The sequence below is a fragment of the Bradyrhizobium guangdongense genome, from assembly GCF_006483445.1.
Lineage (GTDB): Bacteria > Pseudomonadota > Alphaproteobacteria > Rhizobiales > Xanthobacteraceae > Bradyrhizobium > Bradyrhizobium guangdongense_A.
In genome coordinates this window covers 1-20,921 of record NZ_PPPT01000027.1, presented here as the reverse complement: position 1 = coordinate 20,921, position 20,921 = coordinate 1, and the positions used below count along the sequence as shown (strand labels likewise).

The window sequence follows — 20,921 nt, the reverse complement described above, 5'->3', positions numbered from 1 at the left end:
CCGCTTTGCATTCGCCATGCGTGTTCTCAGCATCATCGCCGCGACGGCCCTCTCCGTCGCGGCGGCGCGCGCAGGCGACAGCGAACCGGCGTGGCGCGCAAGCGCGCTCGCCCTGGTACCCGCAGGATATGTCGCGGGCGAAGCCTATCGCACCGATGGCGCCACCGGTTACCTCGCGCTCGATCCCGCAACATCGAACGATCCCAAGATACCGGCCAGCGTGTTCGCGCAGCGTCAGGTGCTCATCGTCAAGCTGTCCGACGATCGTACGCGCGCAGTCACGGCCGAGCTGAAGCCGCGCACCGATCCCGCCCGCGGCAATCGCGACACCACAATGAGCGATGCCGACGGCGAGGAGAGCGACTACACAAAACTCCACGCCGATCTCGCGGCGAAGCGCGCCTCCCTTCCCGAGGGCACCGAGCCCTGCGATATCGGCGCATGGACGCAGGACAAGGATCCGAGCGGCCTCAACGTGCGGGCCGAGCCGTCGGTGAAGGCGCGCGTGCTGGGCACCCTGCCCGCGCCCTATCGCCTCAAGATGGGTGGCGCCGAGAACACCCCCGAGGGCGGGTGGCTGACCGAATTCCGCATCATCGGCTTCAAGGACGGCTGGTTCCTGATCGAAGGCGCAAAGCCTCCGGGCAAGGACTATGAGGACGAGAAAAAATATCCGCGCAACGCACCAAAACCCTATGCGGGGCGCGGCTGGGTCGCCGCCAACAAGGTCGGCGCGGCCTACGCCAATGGCGGCACGCGCATGGGCGGACTGTTCACCGCGCCCTTCATTGACGCCAAATGGACGCCGGCACAGCGCGAGCTCGGCGGCGCGCTCGACACCGACGGCGGACCAAAGCGCCTCCTTGCATGCAGCGGCGCCTGGGGCCTTGTCGAGAGCCATGACGGCGTGCGCGGCTGGTGGCGCGCGTTGTGCTCCAACCAAGTCACGAATTGCAGCTAAACTCCGCTCGCGCTGCGGTCTTTGGCCACGGCGTTCAAGCGTTCGTGTCGTTGACCGCGACGGGCTTTGGGCGCAAGGTCGTCGTGCAACCCAGAATTTTTAGTTGCGACCAATACACTTTCAACCGATCAGAGGGGAGGTTTGAATGTCGCCCCTTTCCGCACGCATCCATCTGTTCGCAGCCATCATTGCGCTCGCCTCGGCAACGCCTGTCAGCGCCGACACGCTCGAGCCGCAGTCGCCGGCCTGGCAAGTGAGCGAACCGTTCAAGAAGAGCGCCGACGCCCGCACCAATCTCAGCGGCGCGGCCTGCGCGACGCCTGCGGCCTGTCTCATCGCCAATGACGAAAAGAAATACGCGCAATTCTTCGCCATAGACGGCACCACGATCAAGCCGGGCAAGGTGATCAAGCTGCTCGGCGATCAGGCCAGCGGCGATCCCGATGCCGAAGGCGCGGCCTATGATGACGGCTATTTCTACGTGATCGGATCGCACGGCCGCAAACGGCATCATCCCGAGGACAGCAATCCGACGAGCTATCACGTCTTCCGAATTCCCGTCGACAAGGGCACGGGAATGCCACCCTATGACATCTCCGACGACGAGGTCGTCGGCGTCGAGGCATCCGTGATGCGGCTGCGCGGTGCGATCAAAGACGCGCTTCCCTCGGCCTACGACAAGCCGCTCGGCGAGAACGGCGCCAACATCGAAGGCATCGCAGTCGCGGACGGACGGATGTATCTCGGCTTCCGCGGCCCCTCCGACGACGGCAAGGCCTACATCCTCGCGGTGAACGCACAGGCCGTTTTCACGGAAGCTGCACCGCTCAATGCGGAGCTCAAGACGCTGCCCCTCGGCACCACGATCGGCATCAGGGACATCGCCGCCGTCTCGGGCGGCCTGCTGCTGCTGACCGGACCGGTCAACGAGCAGGCGATCACGCCCGCCATCGTGTTCTACGATCCAAAGACCGGCACGCTCGGCACGAGCCACAATCTCACGGTCGCCGACACCACCGCAAAGGCCGAGACGCTGCTGGTGCTGAGCGACACCGCCGGACAGCCGTGGCGCGTGCTCGTGATGTTCGACGGGCCGGAGAACGGCGCGCCGGCGGAATATCGCGTTCCGCGGTAGCGCACCGCTCGAAAGCCGAGCTCTAGCCCAGGTTCAACTCCTTGAAGAAGTCGTTGCCCTTGTCGTCGATGATGATGAAGGCGGGGAAGTCCACGACCTCGATGCGCCAGATCGCTTCCATGCCGAGCTCGGGATATTCGTGCACCTCGACCTTCTTGATGCAGTGCTCGGCGAGGTTTGCCGCAGCACCGCCGATCGAGCCGAGATAGAAGCCGCCATACTTCTTGCAGGCCTCGCGCACCGCCGGTGCGCGGTTGCCCTTCGCCACCATCACCATGGAACCGCCGGCAGCCTGGAACTGGTCGACGAAGGAATCCATGCGCCCCGCGGTGGTTGGACCGAACGCGCCGGAGGCGTAGCCTTCGGGAGTCTTGGCGGGACCGGCGTAATAGACCGGATGGTTCTTGAAGTAGTCCGGCAGCGGCTCGCCGCGCTCGAGGCGCTCGCGCAGTTTTGCATGCGCGCTATCGCGCGCGACGATCATGGTGCCGGTCATCGAGACGCGGGTCTTGATTGGATATTTGGAGAACGTCGCGAGGATGTCCTTCATGGGCTGGTTGAGGTCGATCTTGACGACCTCGCCGTCGAGGGTCTGCTCGACCTGCGGCAGATACTGCGCCGGATTGTGCTCGAGCTCCTCGAGATAGACGCCGTCCCGGGTGATCTTGCCGAGCACCTGGCGGTCGGCCGAGCAGGAGACGCCCAGCCCAATCGGGAGCGAAGCGCCGTGACGCGGCATGCGGATCACGCGCACGTCGTGGCAGAAATATTTTCCGCCGAACTGCGCGCCGACACCGAGCGACTGCGTCATCTTGTGGATTTCCTTTTCCATCTCGACGTCGCGGAAGGCGTTGCCGTCGGGCGAACCCTGGGTCGGCAGCGCGTCGAGATAACGCGCGGAGGCGAGCTTCACCGTCTTCATGCAGAGCTCGGCCGAGGTGCCGCCGATCACGATCGCGAGGTGATAGGGCGGGCACGCCGCGGTGCCGAGCGTCAGGATCTTTTCCTTCAGGAAAGCGAGCAGCCGGTCCTTGGTGAGCACGGACGGCGTCGCCTGGAATAGAAAACTCTTGTTGGCGGAGCCGCCGCCCTTGGCCATGAACATGAACTTGTAGGCATCATCGCCCTCGGCGTAGATCTCGCACTGCGCCGGCATGTTATTGGCGGTGTTTTTTTCCTCGTACATCGAGAGCGGCGCGACCTGCGAGTAGCGCAGATTGCGGCGCAGATACGCATCGCGCGCGCCTTCCGACAGTGCGGCCTCGTCGTCGCCATCGGTGATGACGTTGCAGCCCTTCTTGCCCATGATGATCGCGGTGCCGGTGTCCTGGCACATCGGCAGCACGCCGCCGGCGGCGATGTTGGCGTTCTTCAAAAAGTCCAGCGCGACGAACTTGTCGTTCGGGCTCGCCTCGTTGTCGTCGAGGATGGAGCGGAGCTGCTTGAGATGGCCGGGGCGCAGGTAGTGGTTGATGTCACCGAAGGCCGCCTCCGACAGCGCCCGCAGCGCCTCGCGCGACACCACCAGCATGTCCTTGCCGAGCACCTTCTCGACCCGCACGCCCTCGGATGAGATCTTCTTGTAGGGCGTCTCGTCCTTGCCGAGCGGAAACAGCGGGGTGTGCTTGTAGGGCGGAACGGGCTTGGAGGAGTCGGGGAAGGCGGTCGGAGCGTTCATGGTCTGGTCTCGGGTTGGGCCGGCTAGCCGCGGCAAAAGATGCCAAAAAGGGCTGAGGTTTGAACCCTTCTAAGCCCTTTTCCCACAAAGGGAAGGTTTTCAGACGCCCCCCAGCAATCGATTTCGCGAATGTCCCCTGCCCCCGCAATGGCCCATCAAACCTCGTCCCAACCGGCTTCTCCGCTACCCGAAAAGCACAGGCTTGCCCTCCTGGTCGTGCTCGCCGCCCTCGCGCTCATGGAGGCGTACGACGGCCTGTCCCACGTGACGTTCCTGTTTGACGGCAGCATCGAAATCCCCGGTCCCGGCTACAGCGGATACCTGACCAAGGCCTTCCTCGCCGCGCAGCCGGTGCTGGCGCTGACGGCGCTGGTTTTCACAGCCATCAGTCACATGCGCGGCGCGATCCTCGCGCTCACAGCCATCACATTCATGGCCTTGCTGAACCTGATGCCTTCGGCCCTCCAGCACGGCTTCGATCTTCCCGGCATCAGCGCCCTGATGACGGCGGCTCAGATCGTCGTCTTCCCGCTGATGGCCGCCGGCGCCATCGCCTGCACGATCCGCGACCAGCAGCTCGGCCTCGCGACGCTGCTGGTATCCGTGCCGACGCTGGTCAATCTGCTGAACGTGACGGCGTCCGCGCTGGGCGTGACCATCCCTGGGTTTTGAGGCCGTTGTTGCACGCCCGCCCCTTGCATGAGCCCGGCGCACACGCTTTTATACCGGCCGAAGGGGCTCCCTGACATGATTTTGAAACTGAACTCTCGCGGCGCGTTTCTCATCGCCGCCGCAATCTCCGGCCTTGTGGCGTCAGCCGCGCCTGCGCGCGCGGATCAGTGCGACGACATTTCAAAACAGCTCGCGCACAACATCGACGGGCTCAAGGTCAACTTCAAGGCCGCCAACATCGTCTATCTCACGCACCCGGCGGCCAAGGAATTGTCGCTCGGCTGCCGCGGCAACGGGCAAAACTACTCAAACGAACTCTATGCCAAGGGCGACCGCCGGCCGACGCAACAGTTTTACGATCTGGTCGGCGCGGCAGCCGCGATCATCTTCACGGTGACGAAGGACGACACCACCACGGGCGCGACGCGCTGTCTGAAGCGCATGGGCATTTTGCGCGGTGACAAGGTGACGATGCGCTATCGCCGGCTCAACATGGAATGCACGCGCACCAAGACCGACGCGGCGATCTCGATCACGCGCGGCAAGGACGAGTAAACGCGCTCCGTCATTGCGAGCGCAGCGAAGCAATCCAGAGTCTCGCCCCGGTCACAGACTGGATTGCTTCGCTGCGCTCGCAATGACAGGTGGCGAGAGTCTACCTGATCTTCACCATCCATCACGGTCCCGCGCAAATTCGCTCGCATTTTAACGATCCATTTCAGGGATCCTTGGCGTCCCCAAGGTCAGTCTCACATGTTTCAATGTGAGAGGTTTGACCAATGAGTGTTTCCAGCGTTGCGCCGCCGCCGGTGGTTGTCGTGGTGCCGAGCTACGACACCAATGCGAACAAGGCGCAGGACAACCAGGCGCAGAAGGAAGCCGAGAAGGCCTATCAGCCGCCGCCGCCCGCGCCGCTGCCGCCGGGCCAGGGCACGCGGATCGACCAGATCGCCTGACACGGAGCGCTTCAGACTCGGGATGAAATCCGGCCGGCGGGCGCGAGCCCGCGCGCCGGATTTGCTCGTCTAGCGATCGAGCTCCTTGTAGCGGCGGAAGATGCCCTGCTCGTTGAAGGCAATGCGCCGCTCGCTCGCGAGATAAGCCTTGATGTTCGGTCGCGCCGTGACGCGGTCGTGGAGACCGACCAGGCCGGGGATTTCGTTCTCGAAATTCTTCATGCGCCTCGGAAATGCGTAGCGCAGGCCGGCGACGATCTGGAACAGCGAGAGATCGACATAGGTGAGCTTGCGCCCGGTGACGTAGGCGCCGCCATTGCTGTTCAACAGTCCTTCGAAATAGCCCAGATATTTCGGCACCCGCTCGTCCCAGAACGCAGCGGTGCGCTTCTTCGCCTCAGGGCGCGCGTCCTCGTAATAGAGCGAGGGGCCGAGCGGATGATGGGTGTCGTGAACCTCAAGCACGAAATCGGCGATCGTGAGCTGGAGCCCGTGCACCCATAATTTGCCGGCCTCGGTTTTCGGCGCGAGCCCGTGGCGGGCGCCGAGATAGAGCAGGATGTTGGCGGTGTGGCCGATGATCTGCTTGCCCGCTTTCAGGAACGGCGGCGCAAAGGGCGGCGTATCGCGTGCATCCATCAGCTTCATCATTGCGGCCGTGCCGCGGGCGCCGCGCGCGACGTCGACATAAGCAGCGCCGGCTTCTTCGAGTGCGAGCCGGACATATTCACCGCGACCCTGGATTTCCGGCCAGTAGTAGAGTTCGTATTTCATGGGAGAGAACCTGTGAGAACGTTGCTGCAAACCTAGCACGCGATCAGAGGTTCCGTCATTCCGGGGCGGTCCGCAGGACCGAAACCCGGAATCTCGAGATTCCGGGTTCGATGCTGCGCATCGCCCCGGAATGACCATCAATCAGTTCGCCGCGAAACAGTACAGCAGCCCATCGCCGCCGGTGCTCTTGAGGTCGGCCTGCGAGCAGCCGCCTTCGGAGCCGCGCGAGGGGTGCGAGCTGTTCCAGGATTTTGACGGCTCGTCGTCGCGCAGACCCTTGCGATCGAAATGGCCGAGCATCGCGGCACCTTGCGTGCTGCTCGTCCAGTTCTTGCAGGTCCTGTCCTCGCCCGCGGCAAACGCGGTGCCGTCCGGCTGCGATCCAGTGAGGATGTCATGCCGGTTCGGCTGGTCGCCGGCGCCGTTGGTCCCCTCGCCCTTTTCGTTGAGCCCCGTCTGCTTGGTGAGATTGTTTGCGGCGCTGTGCAGGTCGGCGACGTCCTTGGCGATGACGGCGCCCTTGGCGTTCTGCCAGGGACCCTTGCCGATGCGGTCGCGTGCGTTCACCGCAGGCTTGCCGTCGGCGGCCTGGGTCGAGAGATAGGCGCGCCAGGTTTTTGCGCCGGCGCCGGCAGCCTGCGCGAGCTTCTGGCATTGCGCGTCGGCGCCGTCGAGGCCACCGAGATCGGCGCCCTTGCCGGGCCCGCTCGAGGTCACGAAGAAGCTCATGTCGGCCGACTGCGCCTGCGCCGCACCGACGGCGAGCATGGGAAGCGTCGACACAGCGAAAGCAAGGCAAAGAGGCTGGAAGAATTTTGACTGCGCGAATTTTCCGGTACGGATCATCTCTTCCTCCTGATGTCGCTATTCTTGGTTGCCGCCTGACACGAACACGCCGCAGGCCGCATTATTCCGTCGCAGTCGTGCAAGGCGGCCGTCTCAAAGAAAAAGGCGCCGTGCGGGAGCGCGGCGCCTTTTGTGTTCGCATTGCAGCGGCGATCAGTTGGTCTGCTGGATCGCCGACAGTTCCCAATTGCCGCCCGTGCGGCGCGCAAAGGTCCAGACCTCGGTGGCCTCGATCGGCTGCTCGCTGCCGGCAACGGTCGCGCCGGTGTTGCGGTCGACCGTCTTGTCGGTCAGCGCAAAGCGCATCGCGACGGAGGCGTAGTCGGTCTCGCCCTCGCGCCAGGCTTCCGCCAGATCGCCCTGCAGGAGTTTTACGTTGGTCACCTTGTTGACGACGTTGCGCGCGCGGTTCTCGGCGAGGTCCTTCTCGAAATAGGAGACCATTTCGGGCGTGGCGAGCGTGTGCAGCTTGGACACGTCCTCGTTCGACCAGGCTGCCTGGGTTTCGCCCAGCAGGCGCTCGAACGCCTCGTAGTCGTCAGGCTTGATCTCGAGCGGCGCGTTGTTGGCGCCGAAGCCGAAGCCGGACAGGCCGCTGCGATAGTTGGTCTGTGCGCCCGGATCGGGTCCGGCGCTCGGGCCCGCGTAGGCCGCCTGCGGCGTATGACGGCGCTGCCACCAGGACATCGCGAGCCGCACGACCAGCACGACGAGCGCGATCTGGATGATCAGACCGAGGATCGACGACAGGCCGCCGAGACCGCCGAACAGACCGCCACCGAACAGCATGCCCAGAAGGCCTGCGCCCAGGAAGCCGGCCGCGAGGCCGCCCATGAAGCCGCCTGCGCGGCCGAACAGGCCGCCGCGCGCGGGCGCGGCTGCGGCCGAATTCATGCCGGCGCCCGGCTGGGTGTAGGTGCGGTTGAACTGCGAGGTCGAGCCCGGCGCGGTCTGCGTCGAGGGCGGCGCGGAGTACGTCCGCGAGCCGCGCGAGCCCGACGAGAAGCCACCGCCGACGCGGGCGTCGGCGGACGAGATCGCGAGCGCGGTCGGCAGCGCCAGCGCCAGCACGACGGCGATGGTCTTCAAAATACTGCGGCTACGTTGCGAGAAAATCATGTGCGTTTCCCATTTTCCCCGGCATGGGGAAGTGCCCTTAAGATGGGCACGACGGCGCAAAAGTGAAGCCACTATCGGAACCCGCGGCTGCGGCCCTCAGTCGCGGGGATGTGGCAAAAGCCCATATTTGGCGAGGGTTTGGCGGGGTGCTGGTCGCCGGGTACCGGTGGTTCCCGGCGGCGTTGCGCACGAGGCAAAAGCACTCCCGGATTGCCTCAACAAAGGCTCACCCGGCCTTCGCCATCGTCTCCTTCACCGCGGCGACGAGCTGGCTGAGCGTGAAGGGTTTTGGCAGGAAGTCGAACTGCTGGCCCTCGGGCAGGCTCTTCTCGAAGGCATCCTCGGCATAGCCGGAGACGAAGATGAACTTGATGTCCGGGTTCTGTTCGCGCATCGCCTTGAGCAGCGTCGGACCGTCCATCTCGGGCATGACGACGTCGGAGACGACGAGATCGATCGCACCGCTCTGCTCGTCCAGCACCTCCATCGCCTCGACGCCGTTCTCGGCCTCGACCACGGTATAGCCGCGCGAGCGCAGGCCGCGTGCGTTCAGCGCGCGCAGGCCCTCCTCGTCCTCGACGAGCAGGATGGTGCCCTGTCCCGTGAGATCGGTCCGCGGCTTGGCCTCAGTCGGAGGCGCGGTCTTGGCGGCCTCGGTCGAAGCGACAGCAGCGCCGTTGGTCGCGGCAGCCGGCGCGTCGGCTTGCGTCTCGGGTTCCTGCCGATGGCGGGGCAAAAAGATCTGGAACGAGGTGCCCTTGCCCGGCTCGGAATCGACATAGATGAAGCCGCCGGTCTGCTTGACGATGCCGTAGACGGTCGAGAGGCCGAGGCCGGTGCCCTTGCCGACCTCCTTGGTCGAGAAGAACGGCTCAAAGATCTTGTCGCGGATGTCGGCGGGAATGCCGGTGCCGGTGTCGGACACCTCGATGCGCACATAGTCGGCGGCGGGCATGCCCTTGTAGGCGAGCTTGGCCGACTCGTCAGCCGTGACGTTCGCGGTGCGGATGATCAGCTTGCCGCCTTCGGGCATCGCATCGCGCGCGTTGACCGCGAGATTGACGATGACCTGCTCGAACTGGGAGACGTCGACCTTGACCGGCCAGAGATCGCGGCCGTGGATGGTCTCGTGCTTGACCTTCTCGCCGATCAGCCGGCGCAAGAGCATGGCGAGATCGGAGAGCGCATCGCCGAGATCGAGCACCTGCGGACGCAGCGTCTGCCGGCGCGAGAACGCCAGCAGCTGGCGCACCAGCGTCGCCGCGCGCGTCGCGTTCTGCTTGATCTGCATGATGTCCTGGAACGACGGATCGGTCGGCTTGTGCGCGTTCAGCAGGAAGTCGTTGGCCATCATGATGGCCGACAGCACGTTGTTGAAGTCGTGGGCGATGCCGCCGGCGAGCTGGCCGACCGTCTCCATCTTCTGCGACTGGTTGATCTGGTTTTCCAGCGCACGGCGCTCGGTGGTCTCGAGCATGTAGACGATGGCGGCTTCGGTGTCGCGCTCGTCCTCTTCCACCGGCGTGACGAAGAACTGGCCCCAGCGCTCCTTCGTGCCTTCCAGCGCGACCTCGACCGGCGCGATGTCGGCCTGGCCTTCGGCGGCCTGGTTGATCGCCGCGATGAGAATGTGCCGGTCGCGCGAATTGACCGCGCGGAAGATCGACTTGCTGGCACTGTCGAGGCCGAGCGCCTGCCCCAGCTTGGCATAGCGGGCGTTGGCCCGAACCACGTTGCCGCCGCGGTCGACGGTGGCGATCGCCATCGGCGTGTGGTCGAAGAAGCGCATGAAGCGCACTTCGGCGGCGCGATCGGGATCGCTGCGCTCGTCGCGGGCGCGGCTGATCACCAGCGTGCGCGACGGCCCGGGCACGCCGTCGGCGCCGAAGGCGAGCTTGTGATAGAGCCGCACCGGCATGCTCTTGCCGGTGCGCATGCGCAGGTCGATGTCGAAGACTTCCGTCTTCACCTCGCCCGGCACCGCCACGATCGAGGTGAGCAGCGAGGCCCCGTCGCCGGAGACGATATCGGTCAGCTTCAGCCCGCCCGAGCCGATCTCGGCGAGATCGTAGTCGAGCCAGTTCGCCAGCGTCGCGTTGACATAGGCGAGCTCGCCGGCAGGGTTGACGGAGAAGAAGCCGCAGGGCGCGTGGTCGAGATATTCGATCGCGTGCTGGAGCTCCTGGAAGACGTCTTCCTGGCGCTCGCGGTCACGGGTGATGTCGGCGATCGACCACACCGCGTATTTCGCCTCGCGCTTGGCGGTGCCGAGCGGGCGCACACGCATGCGCAGCCAGCGGCCCTGACTGCCGTCCTGCCCGGAGATGCGCACCTCTTCCTGCTGGCGTTTGCCTTCGCGCGCCGCTTTCAGCAGGCGGAAGACCGCCTCGGAGACATCGGGATTGCCGATGAAGACGCGTTCGACGGGACGGACGTCCTGCGGACCGGCGGCACCTGTCAGCGTCAGATAGGCGGCGTTGGAATAGATGACGTGACCGCGCGGGTCGGTCACCGCGAGCCCGTCAAAGGCGTGATCGGCGATACGGCCCATCACGGGATCATCGAGATTGCGATCAACGAAGCGGGTGATGCCGGCGGCAAAGGCGAACAGGCTGAACAGGCCGACCATCGCCAGCACCGCGAGGATGCCGAGGATATAGGGCTGCGCCTGGGCGCGCCCGAGCGTCATCAGGCCGACGGCGACCGCCACCAGGGCCGCCGCCACCAGCAGCACCAGCGCAATGCTGCCCGCGCGCTGCGGCGAATCATGCGCCGCGGCTGGCTCGCGTGACAGGTCGTGGTCGGTCTCGGCGGTCATATCAAACGGCGCAACCTGTCGGCAGAAAAGGACGCGCTTTCGGCGCGGCGCTGTCCTCCCTGCCTGAATCGGACCTGCGGGCGCAAGGGCAGCAAGGGGCAAACGTACGCTGATTCCCAGTTTACGGCCATTTCCGGTACTTTTCGGATGTTTTAGCCGCGCCCGGCCGAGAAACCGCGCTTCAGCCGCATGACGTAGCCGATGACCTCGGCGACCGCGTGGTAGTGTTCCACGGGGATTTCCTGGTCGATATCCACGGTGGCATAGAGCGCGCGCGCCAGTGGTACGTTCTCGACGATCGGGATGTCGTGCTGCTTGGCGATCTCCCTGATCTTGAAGGCGAGATTATCGACGCCCTTGGCGACGCAGATCGGCGCCGACATGCCGCGCTCATAGGACAGCGCGATCGAATAGTGGGTCGGGTTGGTGATGATCACGGAGGCTTTTGGAACCGCCGCCATCATGCGCTTCTTCGAGCGCTGCTGGCGCAACTGCCGCAGCTTGCCCTTGATGTGGGGATCGCCTTCGGACTGCTTGAACTCTTCCTTGATCTCCTGCAACGACATCTTCTGGCGCTGGAACCAGCTCCGGTACTGGAACAGGTAGTCGGCGATCGCCACGATCGCGAGCGCGGCAACCACCGCGCCCAAGAGCTGTATGGTCAGGGTCGTGGTCGCGCCCATCATGGCCGACGGGTCGAGCTTGACCATCGCCTCCATGCGGTGCCGCTCCGGCCACAGAATCATGGTCATGACCGCGCCGAGCGCGATGAGCTTGCCGATGCCCTTGAGGAAGTTGGCAGCCGCCTGCTTGCCGAAGATGCGGCTAAAGCCTGCAGCGGGCGAGATCTTGCTGAATTTGGGTTTGAGGGATTCCGCCGACCACACCAGGCGGTGCTGCAGCATGTTGCCGGCGATCGCGGCGAGCGCCAGCATCAACAGCGGCACGCCGATCGCGGCAACGATCGCGAGTTCGAGCTGCTGCGTCAGTGCGATCAGGCTCTTGCCGTCGGTCTTGATCATCCAGGAATTGGCGAGCAGGTTTCGCATCGGCATCAACAGGCCGCCGCCGATCGAGCCGGAAAAGGTCGAGATCACGAGCGTCGCGCCCGCGATCACGAACCAGGTGTTGATCTCCTGGCTCTTGGCGACGTCGCCACGCTCGTGCGCCTCTTCGAGATGTTTTTGTGTCGGGTCTTCTGTTTGACTGTCGGGATCCCTTTCGTCCGCCATTGATCCCTCACTTCATGGGCATCATCTGGTGCATAACACCGATGAAGTAGTCGAGGAAGGTTCCCATCATCGCCGCGATCACGACGGCAAGCACCAGGAAGCCTGCGAAGATCGAGAGCGGGACGCCCACGAAATAGACCTGCATCTGCGGCATCAGCCGCGCCAGCACGCCAAGCCCGATATTGAAGACGAGGCCGAACACCAAAAACGGCCCGGAGAGCTGCAGCCCCAGCCGGAACGCCGACGAGAACGCGCGCGTGGCGAGCGCAGCAACGTCGCCGCTCGACATCGTCTCGCCCGGGGCGAAAATCTTGTAGCTGTCGTTGAGGGCTGCGATCACGAGGTGATGGCTGTCGGTCGCGAACAGCAATGTCACGCCCAGCATGGTGAGGAAGTTGCCGACCAGCACGCCCTGCTGGCCCTGCGTCGGATCGACCGAGGTGACGAAGCCCAGCCCCATCTGCTGCGCGATGATGGCGCCGGCCACCTGGAGGGCGGACAGCGTCACGCGCGCGGTTGCACCCAGCACGATGCCGATCACGATCTCATGCATCATCAGCACGAGCAGCGAGGTGATCGAGTTCATGTCGACATTGTAGGCGTTGCGATGCAACGGCAGGATGATCAATGTCAGCAGCAGCGCGATCGACAGTTTGACGCGGGTCGGGATGTTGGTTTCGCCCAATCCCGGCAGCAGCATCACCATCGCACCGACCCGGGCGAAGGCGAGCATGAAGGAGGCGGCGAGCGCCGGCAGCAAGGAGATGTCGATGCGCATGACTCACGCATTGTGCATCAGCCGCCGATGATTCGCGACGATATCCGCAGCATGTGGGCGTGGAGCGAGTCGGCCATGAACGGCAGCGCGAGCAGCATCGTGGCAAAGATCGCAAGGATCTTCGGCACGTAGATCAGCGTCTGCTCCTGGATCTGCGTCAGCGCCTGGAACAGCGACACCACGACACCGACCACGAGGCCGACGACCATCAGGGGCGAGGAGACGATCACGATGGTCCAGATCGCATCGCGTGCGACGTCGAGGGTTTCAGGTCCGGTCATTGCAAATTCCTTTGTCCAAGTCTCATCCCCACCGCACTGACGAGGACAGTTCGGCCTCTCCCCCGTCATTGCGAGCGCAACGAAGCAATCCAGAGTGCCGCCGCGGAAAGATTCTGGATTGCTTCGCTGCGCTCGCAATGACGATCAGATCGGCATCTTCAGGATGTCTTCGTAGGCCTGGATCACGCGATCGCGGACCGAGACGAGCGTGGAGACAGCGACGTCGGTTTCGGCGACCGCCGTGACCACGTCCATCACATTCGCCTTGCCGCTCGCCATCGCGACCGACTGGGCGTCCGACTTGCGGCCGCTTTCCATGACGCTGCCGACGGCGTCCTTCAGCAGTGAGGCAAAGGACTGGCCCGGCGCTTCGGAGCCCTTGCCGGGGCCGCTGTTTTCCAGCACGCGCGCGAGATTGGCATAAGCATTGGCGGCAATTGTCGGAGAAGCCATGGCCTAATTCCCTGTCAGGACTTGAGGATGTCGAGCGTGCGCTGGATCATCCGGCGCGTCGCACTGATGATGTTGAGGTTGGCCTCGTAGGACCGCTGCGCGTCGCGCATGTCGGTCATTTCGACCATCGAGTTCACGTTTGGATATTTGACGTTGCCGCTGGCGTCCGCCGCCGGATTGTTCGGCTCGTACCTGACGCGGAAGGCGGACTGGTCGGGCTTGATCTTGCCAAGCGTCACGACCTGCGCGTCGAGCGTGCGGTCGAGTGCGGAGGAGAAGGTCGGCACCTTGCGGCGATAGGGATCGCCACCGGCGCTCTGTGCGGTCGATTCCGCGTTGGCGATGTTCTCCGAGATTACCCGGATGCGCCCGGCCTGCGCGCGCAGGCCGGAGGTCGCGATCGCCATTGAGCGGCCGAAGTCACTGCTGTCATTCGCCATGATCCGCCTCCTTCAGCCCCTAGGCCTTCCCGATCGCCGTCTTCAGCAGCCTCAGGCTCTTGGAGTAGAGCGAGGTCGCCGCCGCGTAGTCCATCTGGTTGGCCGCGGACTTCAACATCTCTTCCTCGAGATTGACCGCGTTGCCTGCGGGACGAGTCTCAAAGCCGGCATTCTTGTTCTGGTCGAAGCTCGACTGCGCGCCCGACGGGCCCATGTGCGAGGCGCTGGTGCGCGCCATCGCCAACGGCCCCATCGAGCCGGTCACCGCGCCCGCCTTGTCGAATTTGGGCTCGACCAGGTCGCGCGGGCGGAAACGGGGGGTGTCGGAATTCGAGACGTTCTCGGACAGGACGCGCTGGCGTTCCTGGTGCCATTGCATCTTGGTGCGAAGCGCCGAGAGCACCGGCAGGTCGTTGATGGCCATCGTCTGCGGCTCCTTCCGCCTCCGGATCATGTCCGGAGCTAGGCAGAATTTGCCGCGTGTATGGTTAATAGCTGGTTAAGATGTGGCGCCCGCCTGTCCCCCAACGGGACGATGCCTCGGGCTCCCGTGATTCTACGCGCCAAAAGCGAAATTAACCCAATCGCTTGGCAAAGGAGCGAATTCCAAGAAGTCGTTTTGGATCGAGCGATTCATAGGTTATTAAGAGTTCGGGGACGGCGGGCTTTGCCGTGGGGAGTTGAGAGATCAAACTTCTGGGGCGTTGCGGGCCTTGGGTCGAGCGGATTCGACCACGGCCGCATTGAGGAAAGCGCCATTTGCCGGGGACAAGCATGCAGGCCGTGACCTTTATCTTCGCATTCATCGCCGTTCTGGCGCTGATCGGCGTCGCCGCGTGGCTGGTTCGCCGATTCGCGTCCAACCGGCTGGGTGCCAATACGCAGCGTGGCAGGATGCCCCGGCTTGCCGTGATCGACGCCGCCGCGGTGGACGGCCGCCGCCGCCTGGTTCTGGTCCGGCGCGACAATGTCGAGCATCTCCTGATGATCGGCGGCCCGACCGACATCGTCGTGGAGCCGAATATCGTGCGCGCAGCGCCCTCCCGCGATCAACTGCCGCAACGGCCCGGCGGCGCCGAGCCGCCGCGCCTTGCCCCGATGCCGGATGCCGGCGGTTGGGACGAAAGCCCGCGCCCCGAATCGCTCGATCTTCCCGAGCCGCAGATGCCCGAACCGCCGCCGCGCCCGGCGCGCCCCTCCTTCGCGGACGAAGTGCGCCGCCCGGCGCCGGCCCTCACCGAGCGCCGCAACGATCCGCTCGCGGGCTTCACGGCAGAACCGATCGCGCCGCGCCCCGAACCGATGCCGCCGCGCGTCCCGCGCAGCGAGCCGATGATGCCGCGCCCGCCGCGCGGCAACGATACTCCGCGCGAAGCGCCGCGCGTGCCGCCGGTTCGCGCCGAACGCGCAGCCGCGCCGCCGCCGCCCCCGCCGGCAGCAGCGCCGCCGTCCCCTCCGCCGCCGCCCGCGCCGTCGAGCGCCGAGCAAAATCTCGCGGAGATGGCGCAGCGGCTCGAAGCCGCCTTGCGCCGCCCGGCTGGCGAGACCGTCGCGCCGCCGGTCGCGCCGGAGCCTCCGTCCGCACCGCCGCCGCGCCCGTCGCGCAGCGAGGCGCCGGCCGCAGCGCCCGCAAAGACGAGCTTTGAAAACCTCGAAGACGAGATGGCCTCCCTGCTCGGCCGTCCGAAGCCGTCTTCGTGAGGCCCTCGGCTTTCCCGCGTAGAGTTGTTTTCTTTTCAGTTCTGATCGGTGCCGCGGCTCTCGCGGTGCCTGCGGCTGCGCAAGACATCAGCATCAATCTCGGCGGTGGTCAGGGCGGCGGCGGGGTTACCGAGCGCGCGATCCAGCTCATCGCGCTGCTCACGGTGCTGTCGATCGCACCGTCGATCCTGATCATGATGACGTCGTTCACCCGCATCGTCGTCGTGCTATCGCTGCTGCGCACCGCGATGGGGACGGCGACTGCGCCGCCGAACTCGGTGATCATCGCGCTTGCGATGTTCCTCACCGCCTTCGTGATGGGGCCGGTGCTGCAAAAATCCTATGACGACGGCATTCGTCCGCTGGTCGCCAACCAGATTCAGGTCGAGGAGGCGCTGCAGCGCGCCTCGGTGCCGCTGCGCGGCTTCATGCAGAAGAACGTGCGCGAGAAGGACCTGAAACTGTTCATGGATCTCTCGGGCGAGCCGCCGCCGGCGACGCCCGACGATCTGTCGCTGCGCATCCTCGTCCCCGCCTTCATGATCTCGGAGCTGAAACGCGCCTTCGAGATCGGCTTCCTGCTGTTCCTGCCCTTCCTCATCATCGACCTCGTGGTCGCTTCCGTGCTGATGTCGATGGGCATGATGATGCTGCCGCCGGCCGTGGTGTCACTGCCGTTCAAGCTGATCTTCTTCGTGCTGGTCGACGGCTGGTCGCTGGTCGCGGGAAGCCTGGTGCAGAGTTACGGGGGGTAGCCGCCCCCTACCCCTTCACGTCGTACTGCTTGCTGAGGTGATCGCCGATCTGCACCAGCATGGCGACGGCTTCGGGGTAACCGGGCTTGTCGATCGTTGCCTGGTCGGCGGCCGCGCGAAACTCCCAACTGTCGCCGTCGCGCAGGATCGAGATGGTCATACCCTCGAAACTATCGGCGTGGACCTTCAACTCGGCGCGCGCCATGGCGATGAGTTCGGCTTCGGTCTTCACAGGCTTGCTCATTTCGACCCTCTCCCGGCAACAGCGCTTGATCAGGCGCGCTTTGGGCGAGAACTTGCCGTCTCGCCGGGCACCTGTCGAGGGGTCTAATGTAGCACCGGCCCTACCGGGTCATCTTGATCTGCCTCACGGGCTTGATCTCGGGCAGCGAGCCGGTGTGGTCGGTCTGGTCCTTGGCCTGGGGCGAGGTCGGCGCGCGCGCGGTGGCGTCGGGGAAGCGGGCCTTCATCTCGCGCAGGAAGCCGTCGAGCGTGTCGACGCTGGCGGCGAGCTTTGCGATCTCGGCAAACTCGGCGCTGGATGACGCCGCCGGCTTGCTGGCGATGTCGAAGGCGGCACGGTCGGCGCCCTCGCTCATCAGCGGCGCGTATTTCTCGCGGAACCGCGACAGGCCGATGGTGTCGTCGGCGAGCGCAAAGCCGACCGCGGCGCGGATCACGTCGCTCTTCTCGACCGCGTTGAGCGGCTTGAAGTCGCGATAGCGCTCGCCATAGTAAAGCTCGATCTGCTCGGCGGATTCACGCCAGCGACGCGCCGCCCAGAAGATGTCGGAGCGCAGCCGGATCGCCTCGCGCCCCGCCACGTTGGACACGATATCGAGCGCGAGATCGTGGCGGCCGACGTCGCTCTGCGCCCTCGCCTCCAGCAACAGGCGCTGCTGCCGCAATTCGCCCGAGAGGTCGCTGATGCGGCTGGCACGCAGCGCCGAGATCGCCATGTCAGGCTTGCGATTGGCAAGATAGACCATGGCAAGACGCGCGGCGACCTGGGCGCGCGCCGCGCCTTCGAGGCGATGGTCGACCTGGTATTGCAGGAGCTCGGCGGCCTGGTCGAGCAGGTCGATCGAGGCCAGACGGTCGGCAAGCCGCCGGATCAGCTCGTCGCCACGGCGGCCGATCGGCGTCAGCTCGCGGAATTCGAAGAACATCGCGAGCGCCTCGATCGGCGCCATGTCGTCGCCCTTCGGGCCCAGGAATATCTGCACGAACAGCTCGGATGCGAGATCCTGTGCCTGCCGCGAGGCTTCCGCATTCGGCTGCAGCTTGGTTGCGGTCCGCGCGGCCTGGAGCGCTTCGGCATAGCGGCCGTTGTCGGCATACATCCGTGCCAGCATCTGCAGCGTCTTGACCTCGGTCGTATCGCCGCGCCAGGTCACCGCCAGCGTTTCGAGATCCTTCAGGGCATCGTCCTTGGTGATCTCGTCGCGCCTCTGGCGCAGTGCGACCTCGAGCTGCTTGGCTTCGGCTGCCGCCGGACGATCGTTGGAGGCAACCGCGAACTTGTAATCGTCGAGCGCATCCTTGTCGTGGCCGAGCGCCTCGGCGAGCCGCCCGCGCAGCACCGCGAAGGACGCTTTCATCTCGGGCGGAATGCCGACGACCTCGAGCTCGCTGCGGCGCTTGGAGGCGCCGGCATAGTCCTTGACCTCGAGCGAGGCGCGCATTGCGTCCATGGTGACGATGCGCTGGATGTCGAGCGGCAGCGAGGCAATGGCGAATTCGACGTTCTTGAACTTTTCGCGCGCATCGGCCCACTTGCCCTGCCGCGCATAGGCCAGCGCCTTCCACAATTGCGAATCGTGGCTGTTGCCGATCACGGGGTTGGAGAGGTCCTTCAGGCCCTGGGCCGGACGACCGATCAGGATGCTGGCGATCGCATGCATCACCAGCGCGTTGCTCTCCTCCTTGTTCTGGGGATCGGAGAGCATGACGTCGGTCACGGCCTTGGCTTCGTAATACATCGCGCGCGACATGTAGAAATGCGCGAGATCGAGCCGCGGGATGGAGCGCAGTGCCGGCTCGGCGGCGGAAATCGCGGCAAGCAGCGCCGGCTGGCGCGTCATGAAGTATTCGGTCTGGCCCTTGCGCCATTCCTCGATGTTGAAGAGCGGCCGCACCGCGGTCGGCGCACGTTCCGCCGAGACGTCGACCGGCGACAGCGTCAGTCCGCCCTTCTTGCCCAGCAGCACCTTCTCCAGACCGACCTCGACGGCGACCTCTTCCGAGTTGGGACGGATGGCGATGCCATGCGCGGATTCGAGCAGCGACAGATCGACCATGTCCTGCCGTTTGATGAAGCCGCGCACCGGACGCTGCGCGGTGACCACGAACAGCGTGTCGCCGGCATCGGGATCGGTCACCTTGTGCAGCACGCCGGGATTGGTGAAGGGAATGGCGATGTTGGCGAGCGCGGGATCGGTGATGTTGCGCATCATCATCAGCGGCAGCGGCGACGCCTGGATCTTGTCGGCGAGCGTGAGCAGCCAGTTGGTCTCCTTGCCGACCTCTTCCGTCGTCAGCGAATAGACCAGCGGACGGGTCAGCCGGATGCGGACCGCCTGCCCCTTGGCGAGCGCCATGTGGCTGACCTCACCGATCATCGCGCCGCCCCTGGCGCGGATCGGCTCGAAGTCGATCGGCTTTGCGCTGTCGAACACCAGCCACACCGTGTCGCCGCGACGGAATGCGGCCGCCGGCGTTGCCACCGAGAGCGGGATGAGCACGCGCAGGCCGTCGCTGTCGCGACGCGCTTCAACGCTTGCAGCGGGAGGTGCCGTGGGCTGCGCCGGCGCTTCAGCAGCCGCAGGCGTCGCCGGCTTCGGCGCTTCCACGACTGCTTCTCTTACCGGTTCCTTGGCGACTTCCTTGACCGCCTCCCTGGGCATTTCCTTCGGAGCTTCCGCGATCACCGGCTTGGCGGGCGCAGGCGTCTCGGCTGCCGCGGGCGCCTTCGGCGCTTCGGCGACGGGGGCAGTCATTGGTGCAGATTTCGGCGCTTCGGTCGCATGCGCCTGCGACGCGCCCGGTTCGCTCACGGGCGGCGACGACTTTGGCGCTTCCGCGGCCGGCGCTGCCGCCTGCTCCGGCCTGGTCTCGACCGGCTTGATGTCGATCTTGGCCTCGCGCGCGATCGTTTCCGAGGTCGGCGGCGCGATCTCGCGCTGGGCCTGCTGCTCCTTCGGCTTCTCGACGGCCGCCTTCGGTCCGTGCTCGGCTGCAGGCTTGGCCTCAGTCGCGGATTTTGCCGGCGCAAGCAGCGACTCCGCGGTCGGCGTGGCCTTCTTCTTGTCGCTTGGCTGGAAAGCGACGTCGACGACGTAATTCTTGTCGTCGCGGAAATTGTGCACGTCGGACTCGCCGATCAGCACGAATTCCACACTGGTCTGATCGATCTCGGTCTTCTGCTTGATCGAGGCGACGTTGGCGGGCGCGGCGATGATGGCGTCGGCAAGATCGATGTTGAGCGCGGCGTTAAAGGCGAGCGTGAGCTTCTGCTCGTTGAAGATCGAGGACACGCCGACACCGTCGGGCATCTCGAACACGAAGCGCACGAAGGTCGGCTGCACGGATGCGCGCACGCGCAGCGGCGGCCGCTTCTTGCTCTCGGCAATCGCGCGCTGAGTCCGCAGCGCCTTCTCGGCGGCGCGGGCACGCTCGGCCAGTTCCTTGACGACGTCGAGCGGCAGGCTCGGCGGCGGCCCCTTCCAGCTTTCCGGCAGCAGGTCGACGAAGGTGCGTTCGCCGGCATTCATCGTGTTGACCTTCACCCGGCGTGACAGCGACAACCGGATGGCACTGCCATCGGGGTCGCGCCGGGCGGAGTTGATGTAGTCGGGTGCTCCTTCTGGAATGCGCTCGACGGGCACGTCCACCGGGCGTTCGAAGCGGATGATCACGATCGAGCCCGCGCTCGTGACCTCAGAGGGCACATCCTCGGCGAGCTTGATGATCAGCCGCCCGAAACCGCCGGCAGCGCCCATGGTGGCTTCGCCCTGCACCGGCTCGGCGGCGCTGGCAGGCGTCGCGGCAGCGATCAGGGCAACGAGCGCAAGGGCAGGCAGCACGCGACGGCGCGCAACCCGCGTGAAGGCGCGGGCAAGCGACCAAAATCCAGCGGCAGCCATTCGCGCCATTGGCGGCATTTCTTCCGGTTCGACAGTCCATGCCGGCAATGGCGCCGGCCCGTGCCATCGAATGTAGGTTTTGCCAATTAAGGGTCTGTTAAATATGACGCTCAATTCGACTTTTGCGGCGGGGTCGGGCGGCCGTCGATCTTGGGCAGGTCGGCGGCATCGGCGGCG

The 20,921-nt window shown here is 65.3% G+C and carries 20 protein-coding genes; 7 read left to right on the top strand and 13 right to left on the bottom strand.

What is annotated here, in order from left to right; genetic code table 11:
- Nucleotides 1–16 precede the first annotated feature (16 nt).
- Both C2U70_RS04250 and C2U70_RS04245 read left to right on the top strand, forming a co-directional pair.
- The gene (locus C2U70_RS04250) at nucleotides 17–961 is read left to right on the top strand and encodes an SH3 domain-containing protein (protein WP_140976610.1); all 945 of its coding nucleotides are present in this window, start codon (nucleotides 17–19) and stop codon (nucleotides 959–961) included.
- 145 nt (nucleotides 962–1,106) lie between these two features.
- Entirely contained in the window at nucleotides 1,107–2,096 is a 990-nt protein-coding gene (locus C2U70_RS04245; protein WP_140976609.1) for a DUF3616 domain-containing protein, read from the top strand.
- Nucleotides 2,097–2,118: 22 nt separating this feature from the next.
- Here the strand turns inward: C2U70_RS04245 and C2U70_RS04240 are convergent, their stop codons facing one another.
- The gene (locus C2U70_RS04240; RefSeq protein WP_140976608.1) at nucleotides 2,119–3,774 is read right to left on the bottom strand and encodes a fumarate hydratase; all 1,656 of its coding nucleotides are present in this window, start codon (nucleotides 3,772–3,774) and stop codon (nucleotides 2,119–2,121) included.
- Nucleotides 3,775–3,990: 216 nt separating this feature from the next.
- Between C2U70_RS04240 and C2U70_RS04235 the strand changes: the two genes are divergently transcribed.
- The 3 genes from C2U70_RS04235 (at nucleotide 3,991) to C2U70_RS32810 (ending at nucleotide 5,402) form a co-directional block, all read left to right on the top strand.
- Complete coding sequence (locus C2U70_RS04235; RefSeq protein WP_140976607.1) at nucleotides 3,991–4,446, top strand: hypothetical protein; 456 nt, start codon at nucleotides 3,991–3,993, stop codon at nucleotides 4,444–4,446.
- A 75-nt stretch (nucleotides 4,447–4,521) separates the two neighbouring features.
- Nucleotides 4,522–5,001: a hypothetical protein gene (locus C2U70_RS04230; protein WP_140976606.1), complete on the top strand. Its 480-nt coding sequence runs from the start codon at nucleotides 4,522–4,524 to the stop codon at nucleotides 4,999–5,001.
- 224 nt (nucleotides 5,002–5,225) lie between these two features.
- A complete protein-coding gene (locus C2U70_RS32810; RefSeq protein WP_186294053.1) occupies nucleotides 5,226–5,402 on the top strand; it encodes a hypothetical protein in 177 nt (58 codons plus the stop codon).
- Between the two features lie 69 nt (nucleotides 5,403–5,471).
- On the opposite strand, the gene C2U70_RS04225 is transcribed toward C2U70_RS32810, so the two are convergent.
- The 10 genes from C2U70_RS04225 to flgB all read right to left on the bottom strand — a co-directional run bounded on the left by C2U70_RS04225 (nucleotide 5,472) and on the right by flgB (nucleotide 14,567).
- Nucleotides 5,472–6,176, bottom strand: a complete 705-nt coding sequence (locus tag C2U70_RS04225; protein WP_140976605.1) for a glutathione S-transferase — start codon at nucleotides 6,174–6,176, stop codon at nucleotides 5,472–5,474.
- 141 nt (nucleotides 6,177–6,317) lie between these two features.
- On the bottom strand, nucleotides 6,318–6,944 hold the full coding sequence (locus C2U70_RS04220) for a lectin (protein WP_140976641.1): 627 nt from the start codon (nucleotides 6,942–6,944) through the stop codon (nucleotides 6,318–6,320).
- A 231-nt stretch (nucleotides 6,945–7,175) separates the two neighbouring features.
- Nucleotides 7,176–8,141, bottom strand: a complete 966-nt coding sequence (locus tag C2U70_RS04215; protein ID WP_140976604.1) for a Tim44 domain-containing protein — start codon at nucleotides 8,139–8,141, stop codon at nucleotides 7,176–7,178.
- A 226-nt stretch (nucleotides 8,142–8,367) separates the two neighbouring features.
- The gene (cckA, locus tag C2U70_RS04210; RefSeq protein WP_140976603.1) at nucleotides 8,368–10,959 is read right to left on the bottom strand and encodes a cell cycle histidine kinase CckA; all 2,592 of its coding nucleotides are present in this window, start codon (nucleotides 10,957–10,959) and stop codon (nucleotides 8,368–8,370) included.
- 152 nt (nucleotides 10,960–11,111) lie between these two features.
- On the bottom strand, nucleotides 11,112–12,191 hold the full coding sequence (gene flhB, locus C2U70_RS04205; protein WP_140976602.1) for a flagellar biosynthesis protein FlhB: 1,080 nt from the start codon (nucleotides 12,189–12,191) through the stop codon (nucleotides 11,112–11,114).
- Between the two features lie 7 nt (nucleotides 12,192–12,198).
- Complete coding sequence (gene fliR, locus C2U70_RS04200; protein ID WP_140976601.1) at nucleotides 12,199–12,969, bottom strand: flagellar biosynthetic protein FliR; 771 nt, start codon at nucleotides 12,967–12,969, stop codon at nucleotides 12,199–12,201.
- Between the two features lie 17 nt (nucleotides 12,970–12,986).
- The gene (fliQ, locus tag C2U70_RS04195; RefSeq protein ID WP_060736542.1) at nucleotides 12,987–13,250 is read right to left on the bottom strand and encodes a flagellar biosynthesis protein FliQ; all 264 of its coding nucleotides are present in this window, start codon (nucleotides 13,248–13,250) and stop codon (nucleotides 12,987–12,989) included.
- Between the two features lie 144 nt (nucleotides 13,251–13,394).
- Complete coding sequence (gene fliE / locus C2U70_RS04185; RefSeq protein ID WP_140976599.1) at nucleotides 13,395–13,703, bottom strand: flagellar hook-basal body complex protein FliE; 309 nt, start codon at nucleotides 13,701–13,703, stop codon at nucleotides 13,395–13,397.
- 14 nt (nucleotides 13,704–13,717) lie between these two features.
- Nucleotides 13,718–14,143, bottom strand: a complete 426-nt coding sequence (flgC, locus tag C2U70_RS04180) for a flagellar basal body rod protein FlgC (RefSeq protein ID WP_140976598.1) — start codon at nucleotides 14,141–14,143, stop codon at nucleotides 13,718–13,720.
- A 19-nt stretch (nucleotides 14,144–14,162) separates the two neighbouring features.
- The gene (flgB, locus tag C2U70_RS04175) at nucleotides 14,163–14,567 is read right to left on the bottom strand and encodes a flagellar basal body rod protein FlgB (RefSeq protein WP_140976597.1); all 405 of its coding nucleotides are present in this window, start codon (nucleotides 14,565–14,567) and stop codon (nucleotides 14,163–14,165) included.
- Between the two features lie 350 nt (nucleotides 14,568–14,917).
- Here flgB and C2U70_RS04170 point away from each other — a divergent pair, with 350 nt between their 5' ends.
- Nucleotides 14,918–15,844 (top strand): flagellar biosynthetic protein FliO, encoded by a 927-nt coding sequence (locus tag C2U70_RS04170; protein WP_140976596.1) that lies wholly within the window; start codon nucleotides 14,918–14,920, stop codon nucleotides 15,842–15,844.
- Nucleotides 15,841–16,599, top strand: coding sequence for a flagellar type III secretion system pore protein FliP (gene fliP / locus C2U70_RS04165; RefSeq protein ID WP_140976595.1), 759 nt, complete (start codon nucleotides 15,841–15,843; stop codon nucleotides 16,597–16,599). Before C2U70_RS04170 ends, fliP begins: the two co-directional genes overlap by 4 nt.
- Nucleotides 16,600–16,606: 7 nt before the next feature.
- Here the strand turns inward: fliP and C2U70_RS04160 are convergent, their stop codons facing one another.
- Nucleotides 16,607–16,843 (bottom strand): hypothetical protein, encoded by a 237-nt coding sequence (locus tag C2U70_RS04160; RefSeq protein WP_140976594.1) that lies wholly within the window; start codon nucleotides 16,841–16,843, stop codon nucleotides 16,607–16,609.
- Nucleotides 16,844–16,943: 100 nt separating this feature from the next.
- Nucleotides 16,944–20,753 (bottom strand): tetratricopeptide repeat protein, encoded by a 3,810-nt coding sequence (locus tag C2U70_RS04155; RefSeq protein WP_186294052.1) that lies wholly within the window; start codon nucleotides 20,751–20,753, stop codon nucleotides 16,944–16,946.
- Between the last annotated feature and the right edge of the window lie 168 nt (nucleotides 20,754–20,921).